The organism is Streptomyces chryseus (genome assembly GCF_014650755.1).
GTDB lineage: Bacteria > Actinomycetota > Actinomycetes > Streptomycetales > Streptomycetaceae > Streptomyces > Streptomyces chryseus.
On sequence record NZ_BMVO01000002.1, the window covers coordinates 293,891 to 307,530 of the forward strand.

12 protein-coding genes are annotated in these 13,640 nt (G+C 70.9%); 9 read left to right on the forward strand and 3 right to left on the reverse strand.

The window, feature by feature from the left end:
• The first annotated feature begins 66 nt into the window (after positions 1-66).
• The gene (gene thrS / locus IE185_RS06025) at positions 67-2,043 is read left to right on the forward strand and encodes a threonine--tRNA ligase (protein WP_138897705.1); all 1,977 of its coding nucleotides are present in this window, start codon (positions 67-69) and stop codon (positions 2,041-2,043) included.
• 46 nt (positions 2,044-2,089) lie between these two features.
• Here the strand turns inward: thrS and IE185_RS06030 are convergent, their stop codons facing one another.
• Complete coding sequence (locus IE185_RS06030) at positions 2,090-2,752, reverse strand: potassium channel family protein (protein ID WP_229843363.1); 663 nt, start codon at positions 2,750-2,752, stop codon at positions 2,090-2,092.
• A 66-nt stretch (positions 2,753-2,818) separates the two neighbouring features.
• Between IE185_RS06030 and IE185_RS06035 the strand changes: the two genes are divergently transcribed.
• Positions 2,819-3,382 carry an HIT family protein gene (locus IE185_RS06035; RefSeq protein WP_138897707.1) on the forward strand — a complete coding sequence of 188 codons (564 nt, stop codon included), beginning with the start codon at positions 2,819-2,821 and terminating at the stop codon, positions 3,380-3,382.
• Positions 3,383-3,403: 21 nt separating this feature from the next.
• On the opposite strand, the gene IE185_RS06040 is transcribed toward IE185_RS06035, so the two are convergent.
• Together IE185_RS06040 and IE185_RS06045 are read right to left on the reverse strand one after the other, a co-directional pair.
• Positions 3,404-5,059: an AbeC-like domain-containing protein gene (locus IE185_RS06040; RefSeq protein WP_138897709.1), complete on the reverse strand. Its 1,656-nt coding sequence runs from the start codon at positions 5,057-5,059 to the stop codon at positions 3,404-3,406.
• Between the two features lie 198 nt (positions 5,060-5,257).
• A complete protein-coding gene (locus tag IE185_RS06045; protein ID WP_189714798.1) occupies positions 5,258-7,465 on the reverse strand; it encodes an elongation factor G-like protein EF-G2 in 2,208 nt (735 codons plus the stop codon).
• 267 nt (positions 7,466-7,732) lie between these two features.
• Here IE185_RS06045 and pgsA point away from each other — a divergent pair, with 267 nt between their 5' ends.
• The 7 genes from pgsA (at position 7,733) to IE185_RS06080 (ending at position 13,528) form a co-directional block, all read left to right on the forward strand.
• Complete coding sequence (gene pgsA, locus IE185_RS06050) at positions 7,733-8,392, forward strand: phosphatidylinositol phosphate synthase (protein WP_138894465.1); 660 nt, start codon at positions 7,733-7,735, stop codon at positions 8,390-8,392.
• Entirely contained in the window at positions 8,389-9,300 is a 912-nt protein-coding gene (locus IE185_RS06055) for a phosphatidylinositol mannoside acyltransferase (protein WP_138894464.1), read from the forward strand. The genes pgsA and IE185_RS06055 overlap by 4 nt, the downstream gene beginning before the upstream one ends.
• The gene (locus IE185_RS06060) at positions 9,297-10,457 is read left to right on the forward strand and encodes a glycosyltransferase family 4 protein (RefSeq protein ID WP_138894463.1); all 1,161 of its coding nucleotides are present in this window, start codon (positions 9,297-9,299) and stop codon (positions 10,455-10,457) included. Before IE185_RS06055 ends, IE185_RS06060 begins: the two co-directional genes overlap by 4 nt.
• A 99-nt stretch (positions 10,458-10,556) precedes the next feature.
• Entirely contained in the window at positions 10,557-11,102 is a 546-nt protein-coding gene (locus tag IE185_RS06065; RefSeq protein ID WP_138894462.1) for a hypothetical protein, read from the forward strand.
• 102 nt (positions 11,103-11,204) lie between these two features.
• On the forward strand, positions 11,205-12,113 hold the full coding sequence (gene pdxS, locus IE185_RS06070) for a pyridoxal 5'-phosphate synthase lyase subunit PdxS (protein WP_028814108.1): 909 nt from the start codon (positions 11,205-11,207) through the stop codon (positions 12,111-12,113).
• 5 nt (positions 12,114-12,118) lie between these two features.
• The gene (gene pdxT / locus IE185_RS06075) at positions 12,119-12,712 is read left to right on the forward strand and encodes a pyridoxal 5'-phosphate synthase glutaminase subunit PdxT (RefSeq protein WP_138894461.1); all 594 of its coding nucleotides are present in this window, start codon (positions 12,119-12,121) and stop codon (positions 12,710-12,712) included.
• Between the two features lie 63 nt (positions 12,713-12,775).
• A complete protein-coding gene (locus tag IE185_RS06080) occupies positions 12,776-13,528 on the forward strand; it encodes a YebC/PmpR family DNA-binding transcriptional regulator (protein ID WP_138894460.1) in 753 nt (250 codons plus the stop codon).
• Positions 13,529-13,640 lie beyond the last annotated feature (112 nt).

A 13,640-nucleotide genomic window follows, 5' to 3' on the forward strand; every position in this document is an offset into this window, starting at 1 on the left:
GGCTCGGTACAGTTACTAGCCACGCGCGCAAGCACTTACGCGCGACCCCTCAGTCAGGAGAGACCGGTGTCAGACGTCCGTGTGTTCATCCAACGCGATTCCGAGCGGGAAGAGCGCGTGGTGACGACGGGCACTACGGCGGCCGAGCTCTTCCCCGGCGAGCGCACCGTCGTGGCCGCGCGCATCGCCGGCGAGCTGAAGGACCTGGCGTACGTCGTCGCGGACGGCGAGGAGATCGAGCCGGTCGAGATCTCGTCCGAGGACGGCCTGAACATCCTGCGCCACTCGACCGCGCACGTCATGGCGCAGGCCGTCCAGGAGCTGTTCCCCGAGGCGAAGCTCGGCATCGGTCCGCCGGTCAAGGACGGCTTCTACTACGACTTCGACGTCGAGAAGCCGTTCACCCCCGAGGATCTCAAGGCCGTCGAGAAGAAGATGCAGGAGATCCAGAAGCGCGGGCAGCGCTTCTCGCGCCGCGTCGTCACCGACGAGGCCGCGCGCGACGAGCTGGCGGACGAGCCGTACAAGCTGGAGCTCATCGGCATCAAGGGCTCCGCGTCGAGTGACGACGGCGCGGACGTCGAGGTGGGCGGCGGCGAGCTGACCATCTACGACAACCTGGACGCCAAGACCGGTGAGCTGTGCTGGAAGGACCTCTGCCGGGGTCCGCACCTGCCCACGACCCGCAACATCCCCGCGTTCAAGCTGATGCGCAACGCCGCCGCCTACTGGCGCGGCAGCGAGAAGAACCCGATGCTCCAGCGCATCTACGGCACCGCGTGGCCGTCGAAGGACGAGCTGAAGGCGCACCTGGAGTTCCTCGCCGAGGCCGAGAAGCGCGACCACCGCAAACTCGGCAGCGAGCTGGACCTCTTCTCGATCCCCGAGCAGATCGGCTCCGGCCTCGCGGTCTTCCACCCCAAGGGCGGCATCATCCGCCGTGTCATGGAGGACTACTCGCGCCGCCGGCACGAGGAGGAGGGGTACGAGTTCGTCTACACCCCGCACGCCACCAAGGGGAAGCTCTTCGAGACCTCGGGCCACCTGGACTGGTACGCCGACGGCATGTACCCGCCCATGCAGCTCGACGAGGGCACGGACTACTACCTCAAGCCCATGAACTGCCCGATGCACAACCTGATCTTCGACGCGCGGGGCCGGTCCTACCGTGAACTGCCGCTGCGCCTGTTCGAGTTCGGGACCGTGTACCGGTACGAGAAGTCCGGCGTCGTGCACGGCCTGACCCGCGCCCGCGGCTTCACCCAGGACGACGCGCACATCTACTGCACCAAGGAGCAGATGGCGGAGGAGCTCGACCGTACGCTCACCTTCGTCCTCGGCCTGCTGCGCGACTACGGCCTGACCGACTTCTACCTGGAGCTGTCCACCAAGGACCCGGAGAAGTTCGTCGGCTCGGACGAGATCTGGGAAGAGGCCACCGAGACCCTGCGCCAGGTCGCCGAGAAGCAGGGGCTTCCGCTGGTCCCGGACCCGGGCGGCGCTGCCTTCTACGGCCCGAAGATCTCCGTCCAGTGCAAGGACGCCATCGGCCGCACCTGGCAGATGTCGACCGTGCAGCTCGACTTCAACCTGCCGGAGCGCTTCAACCTGGAGTACACCGGCCCCGACGGCAGCAAGCAGCGCCCGGTGATGATCCACCGCGCCCTGTTCGGCTCGATCGAGCGTTTCTTCGCGGTGCTCCTGGAGCACTACGCGGGCGCGTTCCCGGCGTGGCTCGCCCCCGTGCAGGCGGTCGGCATCCCGATCGGCGACGCGCACATCCCGTACCTCCAGGAGTTCGCCGCCGACGCGAAGAAGAAGGGCTTGCGGGTCGAGGTCGACGCCTCCTCGGACCGCATGCAGAAGAAGATCAGGAACCAGCAGAAGCAGAAGGTCCCCTTCATGATCATCGTCGGTGACGAGGACATGAACGCGGGCACCGTCTCCTTCCGCTACCGCGACGGGTCGCAGGAGAACGGCATCCCCCGCGAGGAGGCGCTGGCGAAGATCGCCGACGTCGTGGAGCGCCGCGTCCAGGTGTGAGCGGCCCTCCCGTGTGAACGGTGAGAACAGGCCCCCGGCGGGGCAGTCAGCCCGCCGGGGGCCTGTTCTCGTCCTCCCGCGCGAACGTCTGGATCAGCCAGGCCGAGAAGGAGCCCGTCACCGCTCCCAGCAGCGCCATGCCGCCGCCCATCATGGCGACCGCGATGAGCCGGCCGGCCCAGGTCACCGGCGTCACATCCCCGTACCCCACCGTCGTCAGCGTCGAGCAGGTCCACCACAGGGCGTCTCCGAAGGTGCGGATCGACGCGCCGGGCGCGGCGTGCTCCTGGTGGTAGACGGACAGGGCGCCGGCGAACCCCAGCAGCACGGCCGTCAGGCCCGCGTACGTGATCACCCGGGCGTGCAGGCTCAGCCGGGGCCGGTCCCGCCTGCGCTGCACCGCCCCGTACACCCGCACCATGCGGACCGGGCGCAGCAGCGGAAGCACCAGCACGACGGTGTCCAGCCAGTGCGTGCGGACGAAGCCCAGCCTCCGGCCCGACAGCCGCCAGCGCACCGCGTAGTCGGCGACGAACAGCACCCACAGGGCCACGGTCACCGCCAGGCACGCGTCCCGCCAGGCCGGGGCAAGATCGTGGGCCAGCACGCGGACCGCGTAGGAGGCGAGGAAGAGGAGCGACGCGGCGAAGAGCGGAAGCTCGGTCCGCTCCTCCCACCGCCCCAGCGGACTGTCGTGATCGTCGTGCATCGCCCCAGCATGGCCGCCGGGTGGCCGGCCTCGCCCCGGCGACACGTTCGGCGGGTACCACGTCATATGCTGCACTCCATGACGATTGAGCCGGAGCAGCAGATCGGAGTGGGGACGCCGGACGCGTTCCAGCGCCTGTGGACGCCCCACCGGATGGCGTACATCCAGGGGGAGAACAAGCCGACCGGTCCGGGGGCCGAGGACGGCTGCCCGTTCTGCTCGATTCCGGCGAAGTCCGACGAGGACGGGCTCGTCATCGCGCGCGGCGAGCACGTGTACGCGGTGCTGAACCTCTACCCGTACAACGGCGGCCACCTGATGGTCGTCCCGTTCCGCCACGTCGCCGACTACACGGACCTCGACGAGGCCGAGACCGCCGAACTCGGTGCCTTCACCAAGCGCGCGATGACGGCGCTGCGCACAGCTTCCGGCGCGCAGGGGTTCAACATCGGGATGAACCAGGGCTCGGTCGCCGGGGCGGGCATCGCCGCCCACCTGCACCAGCACGTGGTGCCGCGCTGGGGCGGCGACACGAACTTCATGCCGGTCGTCGGGCACACCAAGGTCCTGCCGCAGCTGCTGGGGGACACCCGCACCATGCTGGCCGACGCCTGGCCCGAGGCGCTCTGAGCGGGCCGCCCCCCGGCGGAGCTACGCGTCGTACACGTCGGCCTTCCTCGGCGCCGCGTCCTGGACCAGGCCGCTGAGGACCAGGGACCGGTTGGTGAAGCGGTCGGTGTCCACGCCGTGGTCGTCGAGCACGCGGATCGCCGCCGCGTGCACCACGCGCAGTACGGGCGTGGCCGCGCGCATCGCGTCGTCGGCCATGAAGCGGTGCCGCCAGGGCTTCTCGGCCCAGGCGTGCCGCAGGCCGAAGGGCTCGGGGAGCACGATCTTGCCGCCGAAGTAGTCGAGGACCGGCGGGAACCAGGTGAACGGGGCGCGGACCGCCAGCCTGACCACCTCGTTGGCGTCGACGAGCGGCAGGTTCTTGTCGACCGTCTCCCAGAACTTGACCGCCTTGCTGACCGTCACCGTCTTGGCCGCGGGCTTCGTGGTGAAGAGCGAGTGGACCGGACCCAGCGCGTGGCCGGTGACCTCGATGCGCAGCGTCTCGTGCAGCACGGTGACCGTGATCAGCATGGTGATGACGAGTTGGCCGTCCCACAGGGTGAACTGCACGCCCAGGTAGTGGCGGTTCCCGGCGCCGAACTGCTGCTCGTTGCAGATCCGCTGTATCTCGTGGCCCTTGATCTGGAACGCGTCGACGTCCTGGCCGTCGGGCCTGGCCACCTCGCCCGCGTTCTCGCCGATCGGGGCGACGATCCAGTGCCGTACGGACGGCTTGGGGAAGCCGCCGGTGTGCAGCGGGCCGCGCTCCAGCATGCGCAGCTGGTCGTGGATGGCGCGGATGACGTCCCAGCTGCGGAAGCCGTGGATCTCCTTGCCGGCCTCGCGGGGAACGAGTTCCTCGGCGAGCTGCCAGCTGCCCCAGCGGGTGCCCATGCCCAGTATCCCCTTGGGGCCCGCGTAGAAGACCGAATTGCTGTACTGCTCGGCGGTGAGCTTCGCGAGCGACTGGCGCAGCTGCTCGGCGGCGGACTCGTTGGGGTCGCGGGGCACGGCTTCGGGGATCTTCGCGCCCACCCCGCCGCCCCCCAGCAGACTCTCCCAGCGGGCCCGCATGTCCTTGGCCGTGGACTCGCTGATCCGCTTGGCCAGCACCCAGCCGACGACGGGGGCGACGAGCATCGCCCGCAGATAGATCGCCAGGACTCCGTCGAGGGGCAGCTTGACGAGGAGGATCAGCAGCAGGCCGCCCACGGCGACCAGGGCGGCGGTGCCGAACGCGCCGGCCCGCTTGCCCTGGGCGCCGGCGATCGTGCGGCGCAACTGGAAGACGGCGAGCCAGATGAGCAGGCCGGGCAGGAAGAGCAGACCGAAGAGCGCCATGACGGCGGTGAGCCTGGCGTCCCGCTCCTTGCGGATGCGGGTGGCGGCGAGGCAGTGCTCGACGACGGTCTGCGGCTCGGTGCCGAAGGACTGGATGAGCGCCTTGCGGGCCCCGCCGAGCATGCGCACCTGGACGGCGCGCGAGAAGGCCTCGCCCAGATTCGGTTCGAGGAGGGAGAGCTTGCCCTTCTTCACCTCGGACTTGTGCCATTCGCTGTTGGCCTTGATGATCTCGGTCACCGGGCTGTCGCGGTACGCCGCCGAGGCCAGGGCCTGCGTCGCGGCCGTCTGGCCCGCGGCGCCCTGGAGCGGGACCTGCGCCCCCGGTGAGAAGTCGAACCCGTCATCCGCCACTGCTGCCCCCATCGCCGCACGCAACCGCTCCTGCGGCCTTTGCCCAACTGCCCTGCCCCGCACACCTTCCGGGCCGGGGCGCCCCGGAGCACACCAGCGTATCCGGCGCGGCCGGGGACGGCCCCGGGGATGACCCTGCCCGTCATGGGACAGTGAAATGCCGCCCGCCGCAATCGAATTGGGCGGGCGGCCTGCCAACTATGATCCGTTTTCGGCCTGTTCGCGGATCTTGCCGGAAAGCTGCGGCGGCATCGGTTCGTGGCGTGCGTACGAGCGGCTGAACCCCCCGGTGCCGTGCGAGACCGACCGCAGGTCCACGGCGTACCGCCCGATCTCGATCTCCGGGACCTCCGCGCGCACGAGCGTGCGCCCCTGCCCCGCCTGCTCGGTCCCGACCACGCGCCCCCGCCGTCCCGACAGGTCGCTCATCACCGGCCCCACGTACGGGTCCGGCACCAGCACCACCACCTCGGCGACCGGCTCCAGGAGATGGATCCTGGCCTCGGCCGCCGCCTCGCGCAGCGCCAGAGCGCCCGCCGTCTGGAACGCCGCGTCGGAGGAGTCGACCGAGTGCGACTTCCCGTCGGTCAGCGTGACCCGCACGTCCACCAGCGGGTGTCCGGCGGCGACGCCCCGCGCCGCCTGGGCGCGTACCCCCTTCTCGACGGACGGGATGAACTGGCGCGGCACCGCCCCTCCCACGACCTTGTCGACGAACTCGATACCGCTCCCCGGCGGCAGCGGCTCCACCTCGATCTCGCAGATCGCGTACTGGCCGTGGCCGCCGGACTGCTTGACGTGCCGCCCGCGCCCGAACGCCTTGGCCCCGAACGTCTCGCGCAGCGACACCTTGTGCGGTACGACGTCCACCCGCACCCCGTACCGGCTGCGCAGCCGCTCCAGCGCCACGTCGCGGTGGGCCTCGCCCAGGCACCACAGGACGAGCTGCCGGGTTTCCTGGTTCTGCTCCAGGCGCATCGTCGGGTCCTCGGCGACCAGCCGGGCGAGCCCCTGGGAGAGCTTGTCCTCGTCCGCCTTGCTGTGCGCCTCGATGGCGAGGGGCAGCAGCGGGTCGGGCATGGTCCACGGTTCCATCAGCAGCGGGTCGTCCTTCGAGGACAGGGTGTCCCCGGTCTCGGCCCGCATGAGCTTCCCGACGGTGGCGATGTCGCCCGCGATGCAGCGGTTCAAGGTGCGCTGCTGCTTGCCGAAGGGTGAGGAGAGGGCGCCGATCCGCTCGTCCGCCTCGTGGAGGTCCTGGCCCTCGTGGTCCCGGTCCGTCAGGCCGTGTCCCGACACGTGCACCGTCTCGTCGGGCCGCAGGGTGCCGGAGAACACCCGGACCAGGCTGACCCGCCCGACGTACGGGTCGGACGCCGTCCGGACCACCTCGGCGGCCAGCGGCCCGTCGGGGTCGCAGGTGACCGGCGGGCGCGGCCGGCCGTCCGGTGTGGTGACGGCGGGCGCCTCGTGCTCGGCCGGGGTCGGGAAGCCGCCCGTGATCAGCTCCAGCAGCTCGACCGTGCCGATGCCCTCGCGGTTCCCGTCGGTCGGCGGGGCGGCGGCGAGCACCGGATGGAAGGTGCCCCGCGCCACGGCCCGTTCCAGATCGTCGACGAGCGTCTTGCAGTCGATCTCCTCGCCCGCGAGGTACCGGTCCATGAGGGTCTCGTCCTCGCTCTCGGCGATGATGCCCTCGATCAGCCGGCTGCGGGCCGCCTCGATCCGCGGCACCTGCTCGCCGTCCGGCGGCGACTCCTGGCGCGCGCCGGACGAGTAGTCGAAGACCCGCTGCGACAGCAGGCCGACGAGCCCTTCGACGGGGGCGTGGCCGTCCGCTCCCTGGGGTCCGTACAGCGGCAGGTACAGCGGCAGTACGGCGTCGGGGTCGTCGCCGCCGAACGTCCGCGCGCACACTCGGGTCATCTCGTCGAAGTCGGACCTGGCCGCTTCGAGGTGCGTGAAGACGATCGCCCGCGGCATGCCTACCGCCGCGCACTCGTCCCACAGCATCCGGGTCGAGCCGTCCACGCCGTCCGAGGCCGAGACGACGAAGAGGGCGGCGTCCGCCGCCCGCAGACCGGCCCGCAGTTCCCCGACGAAGTCGGCGTATCCGGGGGTGTCGATGAGGTTGATCTTCACGCCGCCCCATTCGACGGGGACCAGCGACAGCTGCACCGAGCGCTGCTGGCGGTGCTCGATCTCGTCGTAGTCGGAGACGGTCGCGCCGTCCTCGACGCGGCCCGCCCTGTTGACCGCTCCCGTCGCCAGCGCGAGAGCCTCGGTCAGGGTCGTCTTGCCCGATCCGCTGTGGCCGACCAGCACGACGTTGCGTATCGACGAGGGCCGGTCGGCCGTCGCCGCCCTGCCGGCGGCTCCGGGGTGGGTGTGCGTCTTTCCGCCCATGATCCTGCCTCCCAGTTCGAGCACGGTGAGGAGAGGGGGCGCGGACATGTGGGAGCCGCAGTGACGAGGCGACACCAGTGACGCCCGCGGTCATTCGAGCTTTCCACTCCGGCCACGGCGCGTCCATACGTAGTACGCGACCGGCAGGCGCCAGGAGCCCCCGTGGCGGCCCGGCGATGCCCCGGCACTGCCGGAGGCGGGTCGTCGCTACGATGGGCCAGCCGGTGGCCACAGGGGCCGCACGGCGCACCGACCCTCGGGAAGGCCATGCTGAACAAGTACGCGCGTGCATTCTTTACGCGTGTCCTCACACCGTTCGCCGCGTTCTTGCTCCGCCGAGGGGTGAGCCCCGACGCGGTGACGCTCATCGGTACGGCCGGAGTGATGGCGGGTGCGCTGGTCTTCTTCCCCCGGGGAGAGTTCTTCTGGGGCACGATCGTCATCACGCTGTTCGTCTTCTCCGACCTCGTCGACGGCAACATGGCGCGCCAGGCCGGGGTGTCGAGCCGCTGGGGCGCCTTCCTGGACTCGACCCTCGACCGGGTCGCGGACTCGGCCGTCTTCGGCGGGATCGCGCTCTGGTACGCGGGCCGCGGCGACGACAACGTGCTGTGCGCGGTCGCGATCTTCTGCCTCGCCAGCGGCCAGGTCGTCTCGTACACGAAGGCCCGCGGCGAGTCGATCGGACTGCCGGTGGCGGTCAACGGCCTCGTGGAGCGGGCCGAGCGGCTCGTCATCACGCTCGTCGCCGCGGGACTGGCCGGACTGCACGGCTTCGGCGTGCCCCACATCGACGTCCTGCTGCCCGTCGCGCTGTGGGTCGTGGCGGTCGGCAGCCTCGTCACGCTCGGGCAGCGTGTCGTGACCGTACGCAAGGAGGCGGGCGAGGCGGACGCCGCCGCGCCGGGGAGTGAGGCCACGTCGTGAGCGGCGCCAGGGAACGGCTGACGGACGGCCTGTACGGCCTCGGGTGGGCCACCGTCAAGAAACTGCCCGAACCGGTGTCCGTAGCCCTCGGGCGCGGGATCGCGGACACCGTATGGAAGCGGCGCGGGACCGCCGTGCTGCGCCTGGAGTCCAACCTCGCCCGCGTCGTCCCGGACGCCGGCCCCGAGCGCCTGGCCGAGCTGTCCCGGGCCGGCATGCGCTCGTACATGCGCTACTGGATGGAGTCCTTCCGGCTGCCCGCCTGGAGCAAGGAGCGCGTCAGCGACGGCGTGGAGGTCCAGGAGGTGCACCGCGTGACGGACGCCCTGGACGCCGGGCGGGGCGTCGTCCTCGCGTTGCCGCACCTGGCCAACTGGGACCTCGCGGGCGCCTGGGTCACCACCGCGCTCGGCGTCCCGTTCACCACCGTCGCCGAGCGGCTCAAGCCCGAGACGCTGTACGACCGGTTCGTCGCGTACCGCGAGAGCCTCGGGATGGAGGTCCTGCCGCACGAGGGCGGCAGCGCCTTCGGGACCCTGGCGCGGCGGCTGCGCGCCGGCGGCCTGGTCTGCCTGGTCGCCGACCGCGACCTGTCGGCCTCGGGCACCGAGGTGAAGTTCTTCGGCGACACGGCGCGGATGCCCGGCGGGCCCGCGCTGCTGGCGCAGCAGACCGGGGCGGTGCTGCTGCCGGCGACCCTCTGGTACGACGACTCGCCGGTCATGCGGGCGCGGGTCCACCCGCCCGTCGAGGTACCGGAGACGGGCACGCGTGCCGAGAAGACGTCCGTCATGACGCAGGCGCTCGCGGACGCCTTCGCCACCGGCATCGCCGAGCACCCCGAGGACTGGCACATGCTGCAACGGCTGTGGCTCGACGACCTCGAGCCGCGTCAGGAGACTTCGTGAAGATCGGCATTGTCTGTCCGTACTCGTGGGACGTTCCGGGCGGCGTCCAGTTCCACATCCGGGACCTCGCCGAGCACCTCATCGGGCTCGGGCACGAGGTCTCCGTCCTGGCGCCGGCCGACGACGAGACACCGCTGCCGCCGTACGTCGTCTCGGCCGGCCGGGCCGTCCCGGTGCCGTACAACGGCTCGGTCGCCCGCCTGAACTTCGGGTTCCTCTCCGCCGCGCGGGTACGGCGCTGGCTGCACGACGGCACCTTCGACGTCATCCACATCCACGAGCCGACCTCGCCCTCGCTCGGGCTGCTCGCCTGCTGGGCCGCGCAGGGGCCGATCGTCGCCACCTTCCACACCTCCAACCCCAAGTCGCGCGCGATGATCGCGGCGTACCCGATCCTCCAGCCGGCGCTGGAGAAGATCAGTGCCCGTATCGCCGTCAGCGAGTACGCGCGCCGCACCCTGGTGGAGCACCTGGGCGGGGACGCGGTCGTCATCCCCAACGGCGTCGACGTCGACTTCTTCGCGAAGGCCGAGCCGAAGGCGCGGTGGCAGGGGCGGACGATCGGCTTCATCGGCCGCATCGACGAATCCCGCAAGGGCCTGCCCGTCCTGATGCGCGCCCTGCCGAAGATCCTGGCCGAGTGCCCCGACGCGCGGCTGCTGGTGGCGGGGCGCGGGGACGAGGAGGAGGCGGTCGCCTCGCTGCCGAAGGAGATGCGCGAGCGCGTCGAGTTCCTCGGCATGGTCAGCGACGAGGACAAGGCGCGGCTGCTGCGCAGTGTCGATCTGTACGTCGCCCCGAACACCGGCGGCGAGAGCTTCGGCATCATCCTCGTCGAGGCGATGTCGGCGGGCGCCGCCGTTCTGGCGAGCGACCTCGACGCGTTCGCGCAGGTGCTCGACCAGGGGGCCGCGGGCGAGCTCTTCGCCAACGAGGACGCCGACGCGCTGGCCTCCGCCGCGGTGCGGCTGCTCGGGGACCCGGAGCGGCTGGCGGAGCTGCGGCTGAACGGCTCGGCGCACGTACGGCGCTTCGACTGGTCGACGGTGGCCGCCGACATCCTGTCGGTGTACGAGACGGTGACGGACGGCGCGGCGTCGGTGGACACCGACGAACGCTCCGGGCTGCGGGCCCGGTTCGGGCTGGCCCGGGACTGATCCGGGCTGCGGGCCCGGTTCGGGCTGCCCCGGGACTGATCCGGGCCGGGCGCCGGTGGGCGGCCGGGGCCCCGCCGGGCCCGGGTAACGTAGCCGCCCGTGACCGCAACCCTCATCTGGATCGTCGTAGCCCTCTTCGCGATCGGGCTGTACCTCAGCTGGACCGCCGGCCGGCTGGACCGCCTGCACGCCCGTATCGACGCCTCCCGTGCCGCGCTCGACGCCCAGCTGCTGCGCCGCGCCTCGGTCACCCAGGAGCTGGCCACCTCCGGGGTGCTCGACCCCGCCGCCTCGATCCTCCTCTACCAGGCCGCGCACGCCGCCCGGCAGGCCGAGGAGGACCACCGGGAGGTGGCGGAGAGCGAGCTCAGCCAGGCGCTGCGGGCGGTGTTCGGGGAGACGGCGCAGGTCGAGGCGGTCAAGGAGGCTCCCGGCGGTGAGGACGCGGCCGGGGAACTGGCGGCGGCCGTGCGCCGGGTGCCGATGGCCCGGCGCTTCCACAACGACTCCGTACGCGCCGCACGGGCGCTGCGCCGCCACCGCACGGTGCGCTGGTTCCGGCTGGCGGGCCACGCGCCGTTCCCGCTGGCCTTCGAAATGGACGACGAGCCCCCGGTGGCGCTGGCCGACCGCCCCGGCAGCTGACAAAACGATCCACCGGCTGCACATTGGCCCTTGCGGTGGACTGGTCGGGCGATGTTCTCTCAGAGACAGCAAGAACCTTCTTTCTCCGAGTGAGGTCCATCCGTGTCCAGCACCAGCAACTTCCAGGCCCCGGAGACCGGCACCGCACGCGTGAAGCGCGGCATGGCCGAGCAGCTCAAGGGCGGCGTGATCATGGACGTCGTCAACGCCGAGCAGGCGAAGATCGCCGAGGACGCGGGCGCCGTGGCCGTCATGGCGCTGGAGCGCGTGCCCGCCGACATCCGCAAGGACGGCGGCGTGGCCCGGATGTCCGACCCCAACATGATCGAAGAGATCATCGAGGCCGTCTCGATCCCGGTCATGGCCAAGTCCCGCATCGGCCACTTCGTCGAGGCCCAGGTCCTGCAGTCCCTCGGTGTCGACTACATCGACGAGTCCGAGGTGCTGACCCCGGCCGACGAGGTCAACCACTCCGACAAGTGGGCCTTCACGACCCCCTTCGTCTGCGGCGCCACCAACCTGGGCGAGGCGCTGCGCCGCATCGCCGAGGGCGCGGCCATGATCCGCTCGAAGGGCGAGGCCGGCACCGGCAACGTCGTCGAGGCCGTCCGCCACCTGCGCCAGATCAAGAACGAGATCGCCAAGCTGCGCGGCTTCGACAACAACGAGCTGTACGCCGCCGCCAAGGAGCTCCGCGCCCCGTACGAGATCGTCAAGGAGGTCGCCGAGCTCGGCAAGCTCCCCGTGGTGCTGTTCTCCGCCGGTGGCGTCGCCACCCCCGCCGACGCCGCGCTGATGCGCCAGCTCGGCGCCGAGGGCGTCTTCGTCGGCTCCGGCATCTTCAAGTCCGGCGACCCGGCCGCCCGCGCCGCCGCGATCGTGAAGGCCACCACCTTCTACGACGACCCGAAGATCATCGCGGACGCGTCCCGCAATCTCGGCGAGGCCATGGTCGGCATCAACTGCGACACCCTCCCCGAGTCCGAGCGCTACGCCAACCGCGGCTGGTAGTCACGGTGATGAGCAACCCCGTGATCGGAGTCCTGGCTCTCCAGGGCGACGTACGGGAGCACCTGGTCGCCCTGGCCGTGGCGGACGCCACGGCCAGGCCGGTCCGGCGCCCCGAGGAGCTCGCCGAGATCGACGGCCTGGTCATCCCCGGTGGCGAGTCCACCACGATGTCCAAGCTGGCCGTGCTCTTCGGCATGCAGGAGCCGCTGCGCGAGCGCATCAAGGACGGCCTGCCGGTCTACGGCACCTGCGCCGGCCTGATCATGCTCGCCGACAAGATCCTCGACCCGCGCTCGGGCCAGGAGACGTTCGGCGGCATCGACATGATCGTGCGCCGCAACGCCTTCGGGCGGCAGAACGAGTCGTTCGAGGCCCACGTCGAGATCGCCGGCATCGAGGACGGCCCCGTGGAGGGCGTCTTCATCCGCGCCCCGTGGGTGGAGTCGGTCGGCGCCCGGACCGAGGTGCTCGCGGAGCACGACGGCCACATCGTCGCCGTCCGCCAGGGCAACGCCCTCGCCACGTCGTTCCACCCCGAACTGACGGGCGACCACCGGGTGCACCGGCTCTTCACCGAGATGGTGCGCGCCGTACGCTGACGGGATCCCGGTAGGATCTCTGCCGAACGCAGCAGTATTTGGTGACGCGAAGGAGACAGGCGGATGTCCGGCCACTCTAAATGGGCTACGACGAAGCACAAGAAGGCCGTGATCGATGCCAAGCGCGGCAAGCTCTTCGCGAAGCTGATCAAGAACATCGAGGTCGCGGCGCGCACCGGCGGCGCCGACATCGACGGCAACCCGACTCTCTTCGACGCCATCCAGAAGGCGAAGAAGAGTTCCGTCCCCAACAAGAACATCGACTCCGCGGTCAAGCGCGGTGGCGGGCTCGAGGCGGGCGGCGTCGACTACGAGACCATCATGTACGAGGGTTACGGCCCCAACGGCGTCGCGGTGCTCATCGAGTGCCTCACCGACAACCGCAACCGCGCCGCCTCCGACGTGCGGGTCGCCATGACCCGCAACGGCGGCTCGATGGCCGACCCCGGCTCCGTCTCGTACCTCTTCAACCGCAAGGGCGTCGTGGTCGTCCCCAAGGGCGAGCTGTCCGAGGACGACGTGCTCGGCGCGGTCCTCGACGCGGGCGCCGAGGAGGTCAACGACCTCGGTGAGTCCTTCGAGGTGCTGAGCGAGGCCACCGACCTGGTCGCGGTCCGCACCGCGCTCCAGGACGCCGGCATCGACTACGACTCGGCGGACGCCAACTTCGTCCCGACCATGCAGGTCGAGCTCGACGAGGAGGGCGCGCGGAAAATCTTCAAGCTGATCGACGCGCTGGAGGACAGCGACGACGTGCAGAACGTCTTCGCCAACTTCGACGTGTCCGACGAGGTCATGGAGAAGGTCGACGCCTGACGCTCTTGTCAGTGGCGCGAAACAGCGGCGGGCCGACGGGACACACCCGTCGGCCCGCCGCTTTGTCACTGGTAGCCGATAGCCTGCACAAACAGGTGATCGAAGGGGAGGG